The sequence below is a fragment of the Olleya sp. YS genome (assembly GCF_029760915.1).
Taxonomy (GTDB): Bacteria; Bacteroidota; Bacteroidia; order Flavobacteriales; family Flavobacteriaceae; genus Olleya.
In genome coordinates this window covers 946,156-965,836 of the sequence record NZ_CP121685.1, presented here as the reverse complement: position 1 = coordinate 965,836, position 19,681 = coordinate 946,156, and the positions used below count along the sequence as shown (strand labels likewise).

17 protein-coding genes and 1 tRNA gene are annotated in these 19,681 nt (G+C 31.6%); 8 read left to right on the top strand and 10 right to left on the bottom strand.

Features of this window, described 5'->3' with window-relative positions:
• Nucleotides 1-89: 89 nt before the first annotated feature.
• Nucleotides 90-623, top strand: coding sequence for a sigma-70 family RNA polymerase sigma factor (locus Ollyesu_RS04510; RefSeq protein WP_279302607.1), 534 nt, complete (start codon nt 90-92; stop codon nt 621-623).
• 12 nt (nt 624-635) lie between these two features.
• The gene (locus tag Ollyesu_RS04505) at nt 636-2,474 is read left to right on the top strand and encodes an energy transducer TonB (RefSeq protein WP_279302606.1); all 1,839 of its coding nucleotides are present in this window, start codon (nt 636-638) and stop codon (nt 2,472-2,474) included.
• A gap of 3 nt (nt 2,475-2,477) precedes the next feature.
• On the opposite strand, the gene Ollyesu_RS04500 is transcribed toward Ollyesu_RS04505, so the two are convergent.
• The 9 genes from Ollyesu_RS04500 to Ollyesu_RS04455 form a co-directional block, all read right to left on the bottom strand.
• Complete coding sequence (locus Ollyesu_RS04500; RefSeq protein ID WP_279302605.1) at nt 2,478-3,638, bottom strand: metal ABC transporter permease; 1,161 nt, start codon at nt 3,636-3,638, stop codon at nt 2,478-2,480.
• The gene (locus Ollyesu_RS04495) at nt 3,631-4,758 is read right to left on the bottom strand and encodes a metal ABC transporter permease (protein WP_279302604.1); all 1,128 of its coding nucleotides are present in this window, start codon (nt 4,756-4,758) and stop codon (nt 3,631-3,633) included. The genes Ollyesu_RS04500 and Ollyesu_RS04495 overlap by 8 nt, the downstream gene beginning before the upstream one ends.
• A 63-nt stretch (nt 4,759-4,821) precedes the next feature.
• Entirely contained in the window at nt 4,822-5,559 is a 738-nt protein-coding gene (locus tag Ollyesu_RS04490; protein WP_279302603.1) for a metal ABC transporter ATP-binding protein, read from the bottom strand.
• Between the two features lie 314 nt (nt 5,560-5,873).
• Nucleotides 5,874-6,785, bottom strand: coding sequence for a zinc ABC transporter substrate-binding protein (locus tag Ollyesu_RS04485; RefSeq protein WP_279302602.1), 912 nt, complete (start codon nt 6,783-6,785; stop codon nt 5,874-5,876).
• 35 nt (nt 6,786-6,820) lie between these two features.
• Complete coding sequence (locus Ollyesu_RS04480; protein ID WP_279302601.1) at nt 6,821-7,609, bottom strand: transporter; 789 nt, start codon at nt 7,607-7,609, stop codon at nt 6,821-6,823.
• Nucleotides 7,596-8,255 carry a metal-dependent transcriptional regulator gene (locus Ollyesu_RS04475; RefSeq protein ID WP_279302600.1) on the bottom strand — a complete coding sequence of 220 codons (660 nt, stop codon included), beginning with the start codon at nt 8,253-8,255 and terminating at the stop codon, nt 7,596-7,598. Before Ollyesu_RS04475 ends, Ollyesu_RS04480 begins: the two co-directional genes overlap by 14 nt.
• Nucleotides 8,256-8,706: 451 nt before the next feature.
• Nucleotides 8,707-10,809, bottom strand: a complete 2,103-nt coding sequence (gene feoB / locus Ollyesu_RS04465; protein ID WP_279302598.1) for a ferrous iron transport protein B — start codon at nt 10,807-10,809, stop codon at nt 8,707-8,709.
• Nucleotides 10,806-11,039, bottom strand: a complete 234-nt coding sequence (locus tag Ollyesu_RS04460; RefSeq protein WP_279302597.1) for a FeoA family protein — start codon at nt 11,037-11,039, stop codon at nt 10,806-10,808. Before Ollyesu_RS04460 ends, feoB begins: the two co-directional genes overlap by 4 nt.
• 75 nt (nt 11,040-11,114) lie before the next feature.
• The gene (locus Ollyesu_RS04455) at nt 11,115-11,783 is read right to left on the bottom strand and encodes an SCO family protein (protein WP_279302596.1); all 669 of its coding nucleotides are present in this window, start codon (nt 11,781-11,783) and stop codon (nt 11,115-11,117) included.
• 165 nt (nt 11,784-11,948) lie between these two features.
• Between Ollyesu_RS04455 and rseP the strand changes: the two genes are divergently transcribed.
• The 3 genes from rseP to Ollyesu_RS04440 all read left to right on the top strand — a co-directional run bounded on the left by rseP (nt 11,949) and on the right by Ollyesu_RS04440 (nt 13,872).
• On the top strand, nt 11,949-13,289 hold the full coding sequence (rseP, locus tag Ollyesu_RS04450) for an RIP metalloprotease RseP (protein ID WP_279302595.1): 1,341 nt from the start codon (nt 11,949-11,951) through the stop codon (nt 13,287-13,289).
• A 69-nt stretch (nt 13,290-13,358) separates the two neighbouring features.
• A tRNA-Asn gene (locus tag Ollyesu_RS04445) sits at nt 13,359-13,432 on the top strand.
• Nucleotides 13,433-13,533: 101 nt separating this feature from the next.
• A complete protein-coding gene (locus Ollyesu_RS04440) occupies nt 13,534-13,872 on the top strand; it encodes a TfoX/Sxy family protein (protein WP_279302594.1) in 339 nt (112 codons plus the stop codon).
• Between the two features lie 6 nt (nt 13,873-13,878).
• Here the strand turns inward: Ollyesu_RS04440 and Ollyesu_RS04435 are convergent, their stop codons facing one another.
• Nucleotides 13,879-14,823, bottom strand: coding sequence for an NAD-dependent epimerase/dehydratase family protein (locus tag Ollyesu_RS04435; RefSeq protein ID WP_279302593.1), 945 nt, complete (start codon nt 14,821-14,823; stop codon nt 13,879-13,881).
• A gap of 159 nt (nt 14,824-14,982) precedes the next feature.
• On the opposite strand from Ollyesu_RS04435, the gene Ollyesu_RS04430 reads away from it, so the two are divergent.
• From Ollyesu_RS04430 to Ollyesu_RS04420, 3 genes are all read left to right on the top strand, one after another.
• On the top strand, nt 14,983-15,504 hold the full coding sequence (locus Ollyesu_RS04430) for a hypothetical protein (RefSeq protein ID WP_279302592.1): 522 nt from the start codon (nt 14,983-14,985) through the stop codon (nt 15,502-15,504).
• Nucleotide 15,505: 1 nt separating this feature from the next.
• On the top strand, nt 15,506-16,021 hold the full coding sequence (locus tag Ollyesu_RS04425; RefSeq protein WP_279302591.1) for a nuclear transport factor 2 family protein: 516 nt from the start codon (nt 15,506-15,508) through the stop codon (nt 16,019-16,021).
• Nucleotides 16,022-16,121: 100 nt separating this feature from the next.
• Nucleotides 16,122-19,601 (top strand): T9SS type A sorting domain-containing protein, encoded by a 3,480-nt coding sequence (locus Ollyesu_RS04420; RefSeq protein WP_279302590.1) that lies wholly within the window; start codon nt 16,122-16,124, stop codon nt 19,599-19,601.
• The last annotated feature ends 80 nt before the right edge of the window (nt 19,602-19,681 follow it).

Genomic DNA, 19,681 nt, shown 5'->3' with positions numbered 1-19,681 from the left:
AAAGCAGGAATCCACAATTAGTCAAATTAATATCAAAAAAATAGAGGAGACCTTTTAATGTTTTGACCATTAAAGAATAAAGATATTTTATGAATGACAAAAAAATATTAGAATTCTTTAAAATAGGACAACGTCAAAAAGCTTTTAAAGCGCTTTATAGATTATATCCAAGAATAGAGAAATTAGTTTTATCTAAAGGAGGAAAACCTTCTGATGCACAAGATGTATTTCAGGAAGCATTAATTATCTTAAACCGAAATTTAGAAAAGTCAGACTTTAAGTTAACTGCTTCATTTTACACCTATTTATATTCTGTATCAAGATTTGTTTGGAAGGATATGCAAAACAAATTTTCTACCCAAGAGCTTCATGATTTAAAAGATGATGAGGTCTCAAATTTTCATCATGTTTTAGAAGAAAAAAAATATCGGTTTGCCGAAAACGCCTTTCGCGAATTAGGAGAACGATGCCAACAATTACTTCAGCTATTTTATTTAAAAAGAATTTCTTTTAAAGAGATAGCAGTTACAATGCAATTTAAATCTGAAAAAATTGCTAAAAACCAGAAGTATAAATGCTTGAAAAAAGCAAAAGACATCTTTCATCAAAATTATCAATCTTAATTCGGGACAGACATGGACAATCACACACAACATATAGACTTAATTAATCAATATTTAAATAAAGAATTATCAAAAACAGAGGTTTTAGTTTTTGAAAACAAGCTTAAAACTGATGCAGAATTTAATACTGTTTACCAAGAGCATTTAATAATCTTAGAAGGAATAAAACGCACACAGCTTAAAGCTGAAATTACGTCTGCAAAAATTAGTTATATTCAATTAAAATGGATTAAAATTATTGGTTTAATAAGTGTTGTTGTTTTAGTTTCAATCTTAACTTATAACTTGCTTTTAAAAACAGAAACAACTCCAAATTTAGAACATAAAAATCAAAATTTAATTGAAACGAATATTGATTTAATAAACAATGACAAACAAAAAATAACAAAAAAAAGAATCGTAATAAAAGATAGTTTAAGACCAAAAATTATTAATAATAGAGAAGATAAAAAAGAAGAATTTCAAGAAAAATCATCAGTTGTAAAACAAGTTGAAGATAAAAATATTATTTCAGGACAAGATTTAAAATCATTTTACAATTCAGTAAAAAAACAACCAGTAATCAAAACGATTAATAACGAAAAAGAAACAACAATAACGTTTAAAGAAGGAACAGTTTTAAACATACCTGCAAAATGTTTTATAGACACAAATGGTAAATTAGCTAGAGGGAATATTAATATAGAAGTTACAGAATATTATCAACTATCAGATATGTTATTAGCTAATTTAACTACTATGTCTGATGATAAACAATTGGAAACTGGAGGCATGTTGTTTGTAAAAGCTAATAAAAAAGGTAAAGAATTAAGGTTAAAATCTGGTAATTCAATCCGTTACAAATTCTCTTCCAATAACAGTAAAAAAAGAGATATGCAGCTTTTTTTAGGTGAGGAAAATAAAGATAGAGTTAACTGGACTTTAGATAAACAAGTAGAGCCAACAACTACAACTACAGAAGTCCACGAGGTAAGGTTCGTAGAAGAAGAGATTGTAGAAGTACCAATAAACATTATAGAAGAAGTACCTGTATTTCCTGGTTGTGATACAGGTACAAATACAGAAAAAAAGCAATGTTTTGATAAAGCCCTTTCAAAACTAATCTTGAAAAACTTTAATACTAGTTTAGCTGAAGACTTAAATTTAACAGGAAAACATAAAATTAGAGCCTCATTTAAAATTGATACAAATGGAGACGTAGTAGATATTCAAGCTAGAGCTGCTAATACTGAGTTAGCCAATGAAGCCATTAGAGTTTTAAAATTAATACCAAAACTAAAACCAGGAATACAAAGAGGTAAAGCAGTTATTGTTCCTTATTGGTTACCTATTAATTTTACTGTAGCAGGAAGCACAAAAAATAATCCAAGTCTTATTACTGTAAAAGATAAAACATCTTTTGAGAAAAAATTTGAAGCACAATTAAAAAATAGAGACTCTGTAAATAGTACTTCAACAAATGTTATTACTGCCAAATCGGTTTCTAGGTATGTGTTTTATGGCTCTAAATTAGGTTGGATTAATTGCGATCGATTTATTAGAAGCAATACAAATGCAATAAAATTTAAGCTAAAAATTAAGGATGCAAATGGAGCAGATGTCAAAATGGTATTTAAATCCTATAACTCTATTCTGCCAAGTAAAAGAAATAATGATAACTACGATTTTGGTACTGTAGCTGTAAATGAAGAAGTTATTTTAGTAGCCATAAAGATGATTGATGACAAATTGTTTTTAGGTGTTAAAAATGCTACAACTAAACAAATATCAGAGCTTCAATTTGATTATAAAGAAGTGAGTTTAGACGAATTAAAATCTGAATTACAAAAATTGAACCCTAATTTTGATTAGCTATTATCCTCTAAACAAAAAGAAATCATCCTTCATGTCTTCAATCTGTGCATCTTCGTTAGTAATAATATAATCAATAGCTTTAGAGGTAAAGGTGTCTCCTTTTTCGGTTAATGACACCACATTATTATCAATAACAATCATATTGTTTTTTTGAGCTAATTCTAAAACAGTTTTAGCTCTTACTTTTTGCCAATTTATATGCTCTCGTAAATGATTAACATGTCTTTCTTCAACCTCGTTATGGTTTTTTAAATGTAGTAAAAAAGTTAATAAACTGACTTCTGTACGTTGTTGTTTTTCGCGATACATAACTGCTATTACACCTTTGCTTGGAGCAAATAAATAGACCAATAAGAAGACTAGACCTAAAACGGTTGTGATAGATCCAGCAATTGAGGCATCTAAAACATGTGCTAACCAATAGCCAGAAATAGCACTAAATACACCAAAAAACACAGATAAGCCCAGCATCTTTTTTAAATCTGTGGTCAATAAATATGCAGTAGCAGCTGGTGCAATCATCAAGGCGACGACTAAAATAGCACCTACAGCATCAAATGCGCCAACTGTTGTTACTGACGACACAGTCATTAATCCATAATGAATAATGGCTGGAGAAAACCCTAACGAAGCTGCTAAACCTTTGTCAAACGTACTTATTTTAAGTTCTTTGAAAAAGGCAACTAGCAAAGTGATGGTTGTTAGCAAAATAACACCAATAATCCACATCGATTTTGGGCCAACATCTACTCCAGAAATTAGTAGTCGGTCAAAAGGTGCCAAAGCGAGTTCACCAACCAAAACTGCATCGACATCTAAATGGACATCGTTTGCGTTTTTTGCAATTAAAATAACACCAATACTAAACAAAGCAGGAAAGACTAAGCCAATTGCTGTATCTTCTTTTACCAAACCTGTTTTTTGAATATATTCTACTAAAACCACAGTAATAATTCCTGTAAAAGCAGCTAATACAATTAGTAAAGGCGAATTTAAATCTTGTGTTATGAAAAATCCAATCACTATTCCTGGTAGGATAGAATGACTAATAGCATCACTTATCATGGCCATTTTGCGAAGCACCAGAAAGGTGCCTGGAATAGCGCATGCAATAGCAACTAAACTTGCAATAAGTTGTATTTCTATTTGTGCACTATTCATCCTCAGTGGTTTGTTTAGTATATAAATTTTTTGCGGTTTCAAAACCAGTTTTGGTTAAACTCCACATATTACCTTCCAATGTCACGTAGTTTTTTTCGACTAACTTCTGAAGGGTTTTACGGGTAAACCCTTGAAAATTGTTGAGTAATTTAATAGCATGTGGATGCGAAATATCGTCATGCGTTTCTGCAATATGATGCATTAACGCTAAGGTTTTATGAAGCTCTAAATCACGTCTGTTTTTTATAAATCTAATTTGTTTAAATAACAAACCTCGACTTGGGGAAAACACAAAAGAAATGATTACAAATACAGCAGCCACTAAAACAATGACTGGACCTGTTGATAGGTTAGTTTGGCTAGCACTAATTGCTGTACCAAATACACCAGAAAAAGCACCAAAAATAGCTGCTAAAAACACCATTTTAGATAAACTATTAGTCCATTGTCTTGCAGCAGCTGCAGGAGCCAATAACATAGCACTCATTAAAACAACACCAACGGTTTGTAATCCTAAAACAATAGCTAATACTATAAAACTAGTAATTAAAATATCGATGGTTTTGGTATTAAATCCTAATGTTTTGGTGTAATCTGCATCAAATAATAAGATTTTAAACTCTTTCCAAAATAGTAGTAAAACAAATAAACATAATCCTGTGATTATAGCCATTAACCACACATCACTTTCTACTAAAGTAGCAGCTTGACCAAATAAATATTTATCCAATCCAGCTTGATTAGCATTGGGTTGTTTTTGGATAAAAGTGAGCAATAACATCCCAAATCCAAAGAATAAGGACAAGATTAACCCTAAAGCAGTATCGCTTTTTAGGTGTGTTTTTTTAACGATACCTCTAATCCAAAAGGTGCCAATCAATCCGCTAATTAAAGCACCTAAAAGTAATGTGTTGCTGTCTTTTGCTCCAGTAATTAAAAAGGCTATTGCAATACCTGGTAATGCTGCATGAGATATAGCATCACCTAGTAGACTTTGTTTTCTTAGTACAGCAAAACTACCTAACATACCAGTGACTGCTCCTAAAATGGCAGTACCAAGCGTGATGGTTCTTAACGTATAGTCTGTAAAGACTAGTCTAAAATATTCTGCTATATCCATATTTGTTATTCCAGCGAAAGGAGGAATCTAATTTATTGCTTTAGTTTTTTAACTCACTTATCACTATTCCTGTATACTTACTTTATAATTAATTCCGTAGGTTTTAGTTAAATTATCATCATTAAAAATATCTTTGACTGGACCAGTTGCAATTTTCTTTACGTTTAAAAAGGTGACCCAATCAAAATACTCGGGAACAGTTTGTAAATCGTGGTGAACTACAATTACTGTTTTACCTGCTTTACGTAATTCTTTTAAAATATTAATAATGGCAATTTCTGTAGTAGCATCTACACCTTGGAAGGGTTCGTCCATAAAATAGATAGACGCATTTTGCACTAAAGCACGTGCTAAAAAAATACGTTGTTGTTGTCCTCCAGACAACTGACTAATTTGTCGACCTTTAAAAGCCAACATGCCTACTTTTTCTAAAGCTTCTAAAGCAGCTTTTTTTTGTTTCTGTCCTGGACGTTTAATCCAACCTAAACTACCATAAGTTCCCATAGTAACCACATCTAATGCTGTAGTTGGAAAATCCCAATCGACACTTCCCTTTTGTGGTACGTATGCAACTAATTGACGTTGTTTGTCATATGGTTTATCATAAATAGAAACACTACCTGCTATAGGTTTTAAAATCCCTAAAATGGCTTTAATTAATGTCGATTTTCCTGCGCCATTTGGTCCAACAATAGCCATAAGCACACCTTCAGGTATCTCTAGATCGATATCCCAAAGTACTGGTTTGTAGTTGTACGCAACTGTAAGGTCGTCTACTTTTACTGCTATTTTTTGTTTCATTTTATGTTTATTTATGTTCATTTTGTCTTGATACAAAACGAACCAAAAAATCATATCAAAATTAGGAGTTACTCATTTATTTTAATTTTTATAATAATGTATTCGTGAATGCTTCGCATTTGCTAAAGCATCAATCGTTATCGGAATTTCGTGCTTAAAGCTTCGCTTAGCATCTACATTCCTTCACTCATTATTTCTGAATTTTGATGTTTCCGACTGTGTCGGAATTCCAAGTTTGATTAGTATTTTGGATTTCATATTTATTTTTTTTACAATTGAGTAACGATTGTCAACTGTAACTGAACATTGTCAATTTATTTTAACGCATTAACAATCGTGTTTACATTATACTCAAACATGCCAGTATAAGTACCTTCGATAGTGTCTGCACTACCCAATGCATCAGAGTATAATGTACCACCAATTTGTACATCAAATCCTTTAGATTTTACTGCTTCTTGCAATGCTTCAATGGTGCGTTTTGGGACTGAACTCTCCACAAAAATGGCTTTGACTTGCTTCTGGATAATAAAATTAGCTAAATTTTGTACATCTTTTACACCAGCTTCGGTTGCAGTGGATAAGCCTTGTAAACCTACCACTTCAAAACCGTAATTTTTTCCGAAGTAATTAAACGCATCATGTGCTGTAACTAAAATTCGTTTGTCTTTTGGAAGCGTCTCAATTTTAGCATTAATTGTATTTTGAAGGACGTCAAGCTTTGCTAGATAGGCTGCTTCGTTTGCTTTATAATATGCTGTATTTTCGATATCTTTTTCTGCTAAAACTGAAGTTACTTTTTGAGCAAATTGTTTAAAATACTCAATATTAAACCAGACATGCGGATCGTAATTTGAGGCAAAATAATCTGACCCAATTAAAGTGGATTTATCTAGGACTTCACCTAAAGCTATTGGTGTTTTAGTTTTGCTTCCCATTTTTTCAAAAACTTCTACCAATTTCCCTTCAAGGTGTAAACCATTATAAAAAATGATGTCTGCGTTAACTAGTTTAGTGACATCTCCTTCACTAGCTTTGTATAAATGCGGATCTACACCACTACCCATTAATCCGTTAATATTAACACGATCACCACCAATATGTTTTACTAAATCAGTAATCATGGTTGTGGTTGTTACGATGTTTAGTTTTCCGTCTGCTTGATTATTATTTTTACAACCTATTAAGACTAAAATTGCTATTAAGATTAAGCTGTTTTTTTTCATTTTAATTATTTTATTTCCGCGAAAGCGACATAGTTTTAATTAGGTAATCTGAAGCTAATTCCTGCACTTAGTAAAATATCTTGACCCTTAGTAATCCTAGAACCAACAGTTGCGTCTAATTGTACATTGTTTGATAGCAAATAGGTTAGACCAGCATCCCAAAGGTGATTGGCTTTACTGTTTTCTGGGAAGTCACCATATAATTCTGCATATGCACCAAATTTTTCTGTGATACTATAACCATAAGCCATGGTATATAAATAATTAGCTTCTGGTGAATCTCCTCCCCAAGCAGCACCCAAATTATAAGAAAAACTGGAACGCTCACTAAGGGTGTGGGCAAAAGAAAATCTAAAATCAACACCTGTGGTTTGTGGTCTAATAGCTTCTTTTACAGAAAAAGGTAGATTTAAATGTCCGATAAAGCCAATTTCTGGAAGTAATCCATCTTCTTGGGTAATTGCAATTTTTACACCTAATAATAAAGGCGAAAAACTAGAAATTTGACTTGTTTCTGTATTGTTTAAAAAGGCTTTACTATCGGTTAGATTCCAACCTAATCTTAATTCTAGATTATCTAATAATCCATATCTGATTAAGGTGGTGTTATAAGTAAAGTCTTCAGTTTTCAAGTTGTTGTCTTCAAAACTTTCGTAAAACGCACCAGTTTCTACTTGAATATAATTTTTAGGCACTACGCTAGGTGCTTCTGTTGCATCTGGTCGATCGGTTACCAAAGGACCTAGGTTTTGGGTTTCTTGAGCAGTTAGCAAACCAAAAGTAAATGTTGCAGCTACTGCTAGAAAATGTTTAATTGGCTTCATTGACGTAAATAATTTTTGAAAATTCTTCGTTTAAAAGAATAGTATTACTATTGATTTGTATTTGTGTCATCTTGTTTTTTTGAAATTGTTTGATGACTTTTATTTCGTTTCCGTATTTAATATAATTTGAAGCGCAAAAATCAAAAAACTCTTTGTCATCACTCATCAATCTAGATATGATGTAAGTGCAATCCTCTTTAGTTTTTGATAAGGCAATTGAGGTGTCTTGAGTTGTTATTTCACCATTACCGTTTGGTATTGGGTCACCATGCGGATCAAATTTAGGATTACCTAAATACGCACTAATTTTATTAGCTAAAAAATCTGAAGTTTCATGCTCTAAAAGTTCTGCTTCACGATGTATTTCATGAAGTGACATGTCAAAGGTTTTATGTAAAAATGCTTCCCAGAGTCTATGCTTACGAATTACTTTTAAAGCTAACTTCTCACCTTCAGAAGTTAATTCTAAAGCTTTATACTTTTCGTAATTTATTAAATTTTTGGCAGCTAAGTTTTTAGCCATATCTGTTGCAGCAGCATTAGAGACGCCTAATAATTTGGCAATGTTTCCAGGCTTAGTATTGGTGACATCGTTTACTTTACTTTTGTAAATGGCTTTTACAAAATTTTCTGTTGCTACTGACATTTTTATATAACTTTAATAAATATTTAAGTAAGCTTAAATATTTAATCAAAAGTAATTAAAAAACTTTAATCAAAACAATTTTAATAAAGCTTATTTTTTATTGATTAAGGCTTTGAAACTAAAAATTAGAATAATTTCTATACCTAAAGAAAAAATAATGGTTAGAATATGAAAGTTAAATAAAGACAATTGTAAAATTCCTACGATAATAAATACGGAAAAAATGAAGAGACCTCCTAACAAGTCGTTTTTAAAAGCCTGTTTTTGCGACTTATAATCAAGATAAAATGCTATTATAATAAATATTGCTGCCATGATCAGTGACAACCACAATCATCTGTTCCACAAGCTTTCTTAGATTTTTTCTTAAAAAAATACTTTTTCCATAGAAAAAACAAAGCAAAGCCTAAGATGCTAAAAACGATAATATTTTGGAGAATTGGATTCATATTTATTTTAAAAATTGAAAGGCAATCAAAGCTGTAATATACGCAATTGCTGTCATAATCACTAATTGCAGAATTGGCCATTTCCAACTATTAGTTTCTTTTTTTACAATAGCAAGAGTACTCATGCATTGCATCGCAAAAGCATAAAACAGGAGTAAACTTATCCCTGAAGCAAAATTAAATAATGGTCCACCTAAAATAGGATTAACTTCACCAGCCATCCTATTTTTAATGGTGTCTTCATCATCGCTACCAACACTATAAATAGTAGCTAAGGTCCCAACAAAAACTTCACGTGCTGCGAAAGAACTAACAATTGCAATACCAATTTTCCAGTCATAACCTAAAGGTCTAATCACAGGTTCTATTGCATGACCAGCTATACCAATAAACGAATGTTCTAGTTTATGTGACGCTATTTTTTGGTTGAGTTGATCTACGTCTAAATTCTGTGAAGCATACTCATTTTTTACAATATTTTCTGCATTATTAAACTGTTGACCTGGACCATAAGATGCCAAAAACCAAAGCACAATGGAAATGGCTAATATTATTTTACCAGCACCAAAAACAAAGGATTTTGTTTTTTCTATAACTGTTAATATTACGTTTTTAAATAATGGCAGTTTATAGTTTGGCATTTCAACCACAAAAAAGGTCTTACTTTTTATTTTTAGGACTTTATTTAAAATATATGCAGATATAACTGCAGCTCCAAACCCGATTAAATACAATAACATTAAAGTTAATGCTTGATAACTTAAGCCTAAAAAACGACCTTCTGGAATAACTAAGGCAATAATAATTAAATACACAGGTAATCTTGCCGAACAGGTTGTAAAAGGAGTCACTAAAATAGTTATTAAACGCTCTTTCCAACTCTCAATATTACGAGTAGCCATAATAGCTGGAATAGCACAAGCAGTACCAGAAATTAGTGGCACAATACTTTTACCGCTCAAACCAAAACGACGCATAATACGGTCCATTAAGAACACTACGCGACTCATGTAGCCACTTTCTTCTAAGATGGCTATAAATAAGAATAGGAAGGCAATTTGAGGGATGAAAATAACGATTCCTCCTAATCCAGAAATAATACCTTCTGCAACTAAATTAGTTACTTTTCCACCTTCTGGAAAGGTTGCTTTTACCCAATTACTTAAATCAGCAAAGATGCCATCAATAAAATCCATTGGTACCGTAGACCAATCATAAATAGCTTGGAAAATTGTCAATAATATCAAAAAGAATATAAGGTAACCCCAAACCTTATGGGTTAATATTCGGTCAAATTTAGTGCGCAAATCCTTAGCTTGAGACACATCAATAGTTTGACCTTTTTTAAGCGTATTATTGATAAATTGGTAACGTTTAATAGTTTCTTTTTGTTGCAGACGCTTTAAATCACTTTTAGATTTTGTTTTAAAACTGGCTATAGCTTCAATCTGGTTTCTGTCTGTTTTACCAAAATTAACATCTTGAGTAATCACTAACCAAAGTTTATAAAGTAACTGATTTGGGAAGGCTTTTCTTAGCTTATCAAAATAGTCATTATCTATAGCAGAAGCATTTAAGCAAGGTGCAGTAGAGATGTCTTTATAATTAGATATTAAGTGTTTTAAATTATCTATACCTTCTTTTTTCCTAGTACTAACAACAGCAATTTTGGTTTTTAATTCTTGTTCTAAAAAATCAATATCTAATGAAATCCCTTTATATTTCATTCTGTCTGCCATATTAATAACTAGAATGGTTGGGATTTCTAAGTCTTTTATTTGTGTAAATAGAAGTAAGTTTCGTTTCAAATTTTCAACATCACTAACGACCACTGCAACATCGGGAAAATCTTTATCGTTTTTATTAAGTAATAACTCAATAACCACATTTTCATCTAAAGAAGACGCATTAAGACTGTACGTACCAGGTAAATCAATGATGTGAGCTTTAACTCCTCTAGGTAGCTTGCAAATCCCTTCTTTTTTTTCGACAGTAATTCCTGGATAATTACCAACTTTTTGGTTTAAACCAGTAAGCGCATTAAAAACTGAGGTTTTTCCGGTATTTGGATTACCTATTAAGGCAATATTTATTTGTTTACTCATATAATGTCTTTTTCAATAATTATATGAATAGCAGTTTCTTTTCTAATAGCTAAGTGACTACCGTTAATGTTAAGATACATTGGGTCTGCAAAAGGTGCAACTTGTACCAACTCGACACTATTACCAGGTAAACAACCCATTTCTAGTAGTTTTAGCGGAATTTCTTCCGAAGAAACGTCAATTATTATTGCTCGTTCTCCTCGTTTTAAAGTGTTAAGTGTTTGGCTCAAGCTTATTTAGATTGATTTTAAAGAAGCAAAAATAAGAGAAATAATTAGGCTAAAAAAATGCTCCGTCTAAAAGTATTACTCGTATTCTTTTTTTAACGTTTTTAGATCGTGCAAAAGTGAGTCTATTCCTGCTTTACTTATTCCGTTATATACACCTCTAATTTGTTTTTTTTTGTCTATTAATGCAAAATTTTCGGTATGTATCATTCCGTAATCAACACTTCCATCATCTTCAACTACCAAATAAGATTTACGTGCTAAATCGTAAATTTGTTTGCGATCTCCTGTAACTAAATTCCATTTATCATCATTCACCTTTTTTTTGATTGCATAGCGTTTAAGTTGTGCAACGCTATCAATTTCTGGTGTTACTGAGTGGGACAATAAAAGGACGTCATCATCATTTAAAATAGTATTTTGAATTCTGACCATATTATCTGTCATTACAGGACAAATGGTTTGACACGTGGTAAAGAAGAAATCTGCGATATAGATTTTGTCTTCATAATTTTTTTCTGTGATGGTATCTCCATTTTGGTTAACTAACTTAAAATTAGCAACAGTATGGTATTTTTTGACGTGTTGAATTGTACTATCTACCAATTTAGGTTCAAAGTTGGCAGGCTGCAAAACAGGTAAAGGTTTTTCAACATTTAAAATGTTATAAAAAATAAAAATTATAATTATAGAAATGATGCCAAAAACGATAGCAAACCATTTATAATCTTTAAAAAAAGAAAGCATTTTAGAACATTTAAATTTAAATACAAAAATACGATGAAAACTTTAGCTAGTCTTATGACATGACTCATAAAATTTGTTAATTCTTAAAAGCATTACAGCTATTGCTTTTTAAACTAAGTCTAAATACTTACTTTTGGCGATTATTAAAAAGAATAGAAACACTACATGGAGTTTGTTATAAAAATTGGACAGTTTTTACTAAGTCTGTCATTATTAATAGTTTTACACGAGTTAGGACATTTTATTCCTGCAAAAGCGTTTAAAACACGAGTTGAAAAATTCTATTTATTTTTTGATGTAAAGTTTTCATTATTTAAAAAGAAAATTGGCGAAACCGTTTATGGTATTGGTTGGTTACCCTTAGGAGGTTACGTAAAAATCTCTGGAATGATAGATGAGAGCATGGATAAGGAACAAATGGCACAACCACCACAACCTTGGGAGTTTAGATCTAAGCCAGCTTGGCAACGTTTAATAATTATGTTAGGTGGTGTTTTTGTTAATTTTGTTTTGGCTTTAGTCATCTACATTTTAGCTGCATTTGCTTATGGAGATACTGACATTACTGTATCTAGTATAAAAGGAGGGTTTTTAATAGATAATCCATTGTTACAAGATATTGGATTTAAAACAGGTGATCAAATTTTAAAAGTCGATGACACTAAAATTGTTAACGAATCTGATATTAGACAACATATTATTGGTGCAAATAGTGTGACTATCCAAAGAAATGGAGAAGTTAAAACCATAGAATTACCAGTAGACTTTTTAGGTCAATTATCTTCAAGTAAAAAGAGAAGCTTATTTGGATTACGCCAACCATTTGTAGTCGAAAAAGTGGCAGATACGTCCTTAAATAAAGGTGTTGAATTAAAGCAAGGTGATGTATTTAATACCATTAATGGTTTGCCAGCTACGTATTATGATCAAATTACTCCAATTTTAGATAGCTTAAAAGGACAAACTATTACTACAACTTTTATAAGAGGCAATCAAACTATTGAAAGAAATTTAGTGATTGACAAGAATGGAAAACTAGGTATCCATTCTGAAACAAGTCTTAACGAATTTGAAAAACTAGGTTTTTTAGATATAGTCACTAAAGAGTATGGTTTTATTGAAAGTTTTGGTGTTGGTGCAAACAAATTTACAGGCACTATAAGTTCATACTTTGGACAACTTAAAGCAATCTTTAATCCAAGTACAGGAGCTTACAAAGGTGTAGGTGGTTTTAAAGCTATTTACGATATTTTCCCTAGCAATTGGAGTTGGGAGCGTTTTTGGAGCTTAACAGCCTTTTTATCTATTATGTTAGGAGTGCTTAACTTATTACCAATACCAGCATTAGATGGTGGACACGTTATGTTTTTGTTATATGAAATGATATCTGGACGTAAGCCAAGCGAAAACTTTTTAGAAAAGGCACAGATTGTTGGTTTCTTTCTACTAATAGCTTTAGTGTTGTTTGCCAACGGAAACGATATTTTTAAAGCAATTTTTAATTAAAAAAATTAATTATTGTTTTGTAGAAAATAAAAAACAATTTATATTTGCGCTCGCAACAGCGAAAAACACTCCTCCTTAGCTCAGTTGGTTAGAGCATCTGACTGTTAATCAGAGGGTCCTTAGTTCGAGCCTAAGAGGAGGAGCAAGTTATAAATCCGATACATTATGTGTGTCGGATTTTTTTTGCGTTTTTTTATAAAATCTACCTAAATATCAATACTTTGTAAGCTAAATAATCAAAATCATGGCTTATAACGACTATTTAGCAGAGCGTGTTAGACATAGACTTAATAAAGTAAATACTATTGAAGAGAAAAAAATGATGGGTGGATTAATCTTTATGGTTAATAATAAAATGTGTATTGGAATAGATATTAATAAAGCAACTAACCAAGATAGATTAATGGTAAGAGTGGGCAAAGCAGCTCATGACCTACTTATTTTTAAAAAAGGAAGTACAGTTATGGACTTTACGGGAAAAGTCATGAGAGGCTTTTTATTTATTACACCAGATGGGTTTGATTCTGATAAAGATTTGGATTTTTGGATAGAAAAAGCTTTAGACTTTAATAGAAAGTTATAAAAACAATCATTTAGTGCTTAAATTTTTAAGCATATCCTTTGTAATTTGATCTAAATCAAATTGGTGCTTCCAATTCCAATCTTGTCTAGCTTCATTATCATTAATACTACTTGGCCAAGAATCGGCAATGTGTTGTCTAAAATCTGGATTATAGGTGATTTCAAAATCTGGAATTTGCTTTTTGATTGAAGCTGCTACTTCTTTTGGTGTAAAGCTAATTCCTGATAAATTATAAGACGATCTTATCTTTATTTTATCTGCATCAGCAGACATTAATTTTACAGTCGCATTAATAGCGTCTTCCATATACATCATTGGAAGTGCAGTGTTTTCACTTAAAAAACACGTGTATTTTTTATGTTTTAAGGCTTCGTGGTAGATTTCTACTGCATAATCTGTAGTTCCACCACCTGGTAATGTTTTCCAGCTGATTATTCCTGGATAACGTAGACTTCTAACATCTACATCATATTTTTCATGATAATATTGGCACCATCGCTCACCAACTTGTTTTGTAATTCCGTACACTGTAGTTGGTTCCATTATGGTGTGTTGAGGTGTGCTTTCTTTAGGAGTTGTAGGTCCAAAAACTGCAATACTTGATGGCCAGAATACTTTTTTTATAGCTTTAGCTTTAGCTAAATTTAAAACATGAAATAAAGACTGCATGTTTAAATCCCAAGCTTTCATTGGATATTTTTCTCCAGTTGCACTTAATATGGCAGCCATTAAATAAATAGTATCAATATTATGCTTTTCGCAACATATCTTGATGGACGCATAATCCATTGCATCAATAATTTCAAACGTACCAGAATTTACTAATTCTAAATTATTGTAATTTAAATCACTAGCTATGACATTAGAGTCTCCGTGGATTGATCTTAACTTGTAGGTTAATTCAGAACCTATTTGACCTGCAGCACCAATAATTAATATTTTTTCGCTCATTTTTTTGAATTATGCATAAAATAGTCTATCAAAAGTAATAACATTTTAAAGATTTATTAATAATATTTTTATAAAATGGTGGTAAAAAACAATTTTATATTTAATAAAATTTAACTCTTTAATCTAATATATTTGTGAATCAAAGATTTAGAATACATTATGAAGTTTTTTAACTATTTAGTAATTATAGCATTATTATTTACCGCTTGTAAAAAAGAAGAGGTACAAATACAACCTGAGGAAAATATCAGTGTAACAGACTCTTTAAAATTAACCAAAAAAGATATTTCATTAGTAAATTACAAAGACATTGGTTTGGACGTAAATACCAATCCTATAATTTCCAACTGGCAAGCTTATTTAAACATCGTAAATGGTGTAGAAAAAATTAAAACGCCTGATTTTACTTTTTTTAATGCAGATGTAGATTTGTTTAACTCTTCTGTAAAAGATTTTGAGGAAACTATTCCTGAAGACATAAACACAGAGCCTGTAAGAGCTAGAGTATTAGTTTTAAAAACTATGTTGTATAAATTTCAGGAGATAGAATCTTTACAAACAAGCACTAAACAAGAGAAGCTTTTAGCCATTCAACAAGTATTCGTTGCGCTTTCTAATTTAAACTTACAAATCAATAAAAAAATAGAAAAAGATAACCAAACCATTATAAAACCTTATTAAAATGAAATATCTAAAAGTATGTGTTATTTTCATTGTGGTTCTTTTTTCTTGTGAAAAAAAAGAAGAGAAATTAGACATTACAACTATTAAAAACAACATAAATACAAGTCTAGACGATTGGCACAAGGCTGCATCAAATGCCGATTTTAAAGCCTACTTTAACTTGATGACAAAAGATGGTGTTTTTTTAGGTACAGATGCTACCGAAAATTGGCAGTTAGAAGACTTCAAGTCCTTTTCAAAACCTTATTTTGACAAAGGGAAAGCGTGGAGTTTTACAGCTTTAGAGCGCAATATTTATGTGTACCATGACCAGAAAATAGCATGGTTTGATGAGTTGTTGGATACGCAAATGGAAATTTGTAGAGGCTCTGGAGTTATTAAAAAAGTTGATGGAGACTGGAAGGTTAAACATTATGTGTTATCCATAGCAATACCTAATGATAATGTAAAAGAGGTTGTAAGCTTAAAGAAAAAAAACGACAGTATATTAAAATCAAAAATGTTAAAGCACTAAAATACAGTAGTTTCTAACATGCATTTCGTCGATGTTTTTGTTAATTCGTCATGAGTTATGCAAAAAAATTCTATTTTTGATTTTCAAAAAAACGCTATAAATGAAAAAAATACTTCTTTTAGTTTTTGTACTGTTTAGTACATTAGCTTTAGCTCAGTTCAATCAAGACGCACCTTGGATGAAGCAATTAAATCTAGAATCAAGAACAACTTCAAATCCTGTTAAATTTCAAGACATAGTCAATGCATTTAATACCTATTGGGAAACTAAAGATCCTAATGTAAAAGGTAGTGGATATAAACCGTTTAAAAGATGGGAAGCCTATTGGTCCAATTTTGTGAATCAAGACGGAACACTTCCAACCGCATTAGAGTTGTGGAACACATACCTAGAAGTAGTTGATAAAAAAACTAATTCTAGAAGTAGTAATAGTATGATTGATGAAAGTAATTGGATTCCAGTTGGACCTTTTACACATAGTAATACAGGGTCATGGTCTTCTGGTCAAGGTCGAGTAAATGTTGTTGTTCAAGACCCTAATAACGCTTCAACCATTTATGCTGGTGCTCCAGCTGGTGGATTGTGGAAGTCAACAGACTCTGGAGCTAATTGGATAACCACTACAGATAACTTACCTCAAATAGGTGTATCTGGAATAGCAATAGACAACAACAACTCAAATACAATATACATTGCAACTGGTGATGATGATGCTGGAGACTCTTACAGTGTTGGAGTTATGAAGTCTACAGATGGTGGTGTAACTTGGAATACGACTGGTCTAAATCCGAATAATTCGCCAGATTCAATGAATGATATTTACATCCATCCTACTAACTCAAATATATTATGGGTTGCGACAAACAATGGTGTATATAAAACCTCTAATGCTGGTGTAAATTGGTCTAATCAAAACGTTTCAGGCGGATCAAATGGTACAGTAGGGTTAAACATTAGAGATATAAAAATTAAACCCAATAATCCTAATACATTATATGCTGTTTCAAGTAATCGCTTTTACAGATCTACTAATGGTGGAGAATCTTTCACGTTAGCAGGAACAGGATTACCTACAAGCGGAATATCTAGATATGTCATTGATGTTACACCAGCTAATCCTAATGTAGTTTATGTTTTAGCTTCTAATAATTCTTATGGATTTGCAGGTGTTTTTAAATCTACAAATTCAGGTTTAACATTTACACAAGTAGCGTCTTTAGCTAATAATGGTGATATTTTCGAGTCTACCCAGTCATGGTATGATCTAGCTTTTGCAGTATCAGATACTAATGAAAACGAAATATACACAGGTGTATTAAACATTTGGAAGGGTACTGTTAGTGGAAATCAATCAATATTTACAAAATTAAATAGTTGGAGTGCTCCATTTTCTTCGTCTTATTCTCATGCAGATATTCATTATTTAAGATTTTTTAATGGCGAATTATATGCAGGAACAGATGGAGGATTTTATAAATCTTCAAATGGAGGAACCAGCTTTACAGATTTGACAGCAGGTATGCAAATTAGCCAATTTTATCGTATATCTGTATCCAAACAAACATCTAACAAAATGGTTGGTGGTCTACAAGATAATGGTGGACACGGTTACAGCAATGGACAGTGGCAAAATTATTATGGAGCAGATGGTATGGATACTGCAATAGATCCTGCTAACTCAAATGCCTATTACGGATTTATTCAAAATGGTGGAGGATTATATTATTCTAGCACTGCAGGTGCTAGTTCTTCTGCGAGTATTAGTCAACCTTCTGGAGAGAGTGGTAATTGGATTACTCCACTAATCATGAATAGCAACAGTGAACTTTACGCAGGTTATTCAAGATTATATAAACTACAAAATAATAGTTGGTCACCAGTATCATCCTCTTTTGGGACTAATATTGATGTTCTAGAAATTGATGAAATCAATCCTAATAATATTTATGTTGCTACAAATTCTAATTTAAGAAAAAGTACTAATGGCGGAACGTCTTTTACAATCACTGAATCGTTTACTTATTCTAATGGAAATGGCTCTAATATAACTTCTATAGAAGTAAATAATACTAATAATAATATAATTTATGTGACTACAGCTGGATTGAGTGGAAGTGTTTACAAATCTGTAGATGGTGGAATTACTTTTACTAACATTTCAAGTGGTTTACCAAGTGTAACTAAAAATAGCATTAAGCATCAAGCACTACACTCTAAAAACCCTTTATATTTAGGAACTAGTCTAGGAGTATATAGATATGATGATGATACCCTTACTTGGGAATTATTTAATAACGGATTACCAAACGTATCGGTTAGAGATGTAGAAATTAATTTATTTGATGATAAAATTACTGCTGCAACGTATGGAAGAGGTATATGGCAATCAGAGATTCCGACTGAGCTAGAACCTTCTGATGTTAGACTACTTGCAGTCAACGGAATTAGTAATGCAATAGATTGCAACACGAATATTTCAGCACTAATAGATATTGAAAACAATGGAGTCAATACCATTACTTCAGTAGACTTCACTTATCTAATAGATGGTGTGCCAAACACTTTTACTTGGACTGGTAACTTGGTATCTGAAGCTATTACAACGGTTACTTTACCTCAATTTTCATTGCCTAAGGGACAACATACTTTTGAAGTTAGTTCTACGATTGCCAATGATGCTTATAGTTTTAATAATAGCTCAGAACCAAAAACAATATATGCAAACGAAAGTGGTACTGAAGATGTAGTTAATACCTTTGAAACACCTCAAGAAGAATTGTTGGTACTTGACGAAAGTGCGTCATCGCAATACTGGCAAAGAGGTATTCCAACAGGAGCAGTTTTAAATAACCCTAATAACAACTTGTCAAATCAAGTTTATGGGACTAATCTTGCTGGAGACCATGCCAATAACACAAAAAGTTATCTAATTTCTCAATGTTTTGATTTATCTACTTTAGCAAATCCAGAGCTAAAATTTGATATGGCATTTGAGCTTGAACAAGATTGGGATATTGTTTACATGGAATACTCAATAGATCAAGGTGTATCTTGGAGTATATTAGGATCTACAACAGATGCTAATTGGTATAATAGTGACACAACCCAAGGAGAAAACAACACCTGTTATAATTGTCCTGGAGCACAGTGGACAGGAAAAGATCCACAGTATGCTAATTTAACAGAGTATAGTTATGATTTAACTCCATTAAATTCAGAAACAAGTATCATGTTTAGATTTGTTTTTCATTCAGATCAATCTGTAGTAGAGGAAGGTGTTATTGTAGATAACCTAGTAGTTGCTAGCAACCCAGTGTTGAGTGTTGAAGATTTTAACACCAACAGTTTCTCAGTGTATCCTAATCCGTCTAAAGGCGTATTTAACATCAAGACTAACAGAAATCAAACATTCAACTTAAGTGTTTATGACATTACAGGAAAAATAATCTACACGCAATTAGATGTAAAAACAACTAATACAATTTATCAATTAGACCTAAGTAATTATTCTACAGGAGTTTACTTTCTAAATTTAGAATCTAGTAGCAATAAAATAGCTAAAAAGTTAATTGTTAAATAATAGTTAATTTAAACTTAAAAAAAGCGCCTCTTCATCACTTGAAAGGCGCTTTTTTTATATCTTGAACCATTATTAACTAG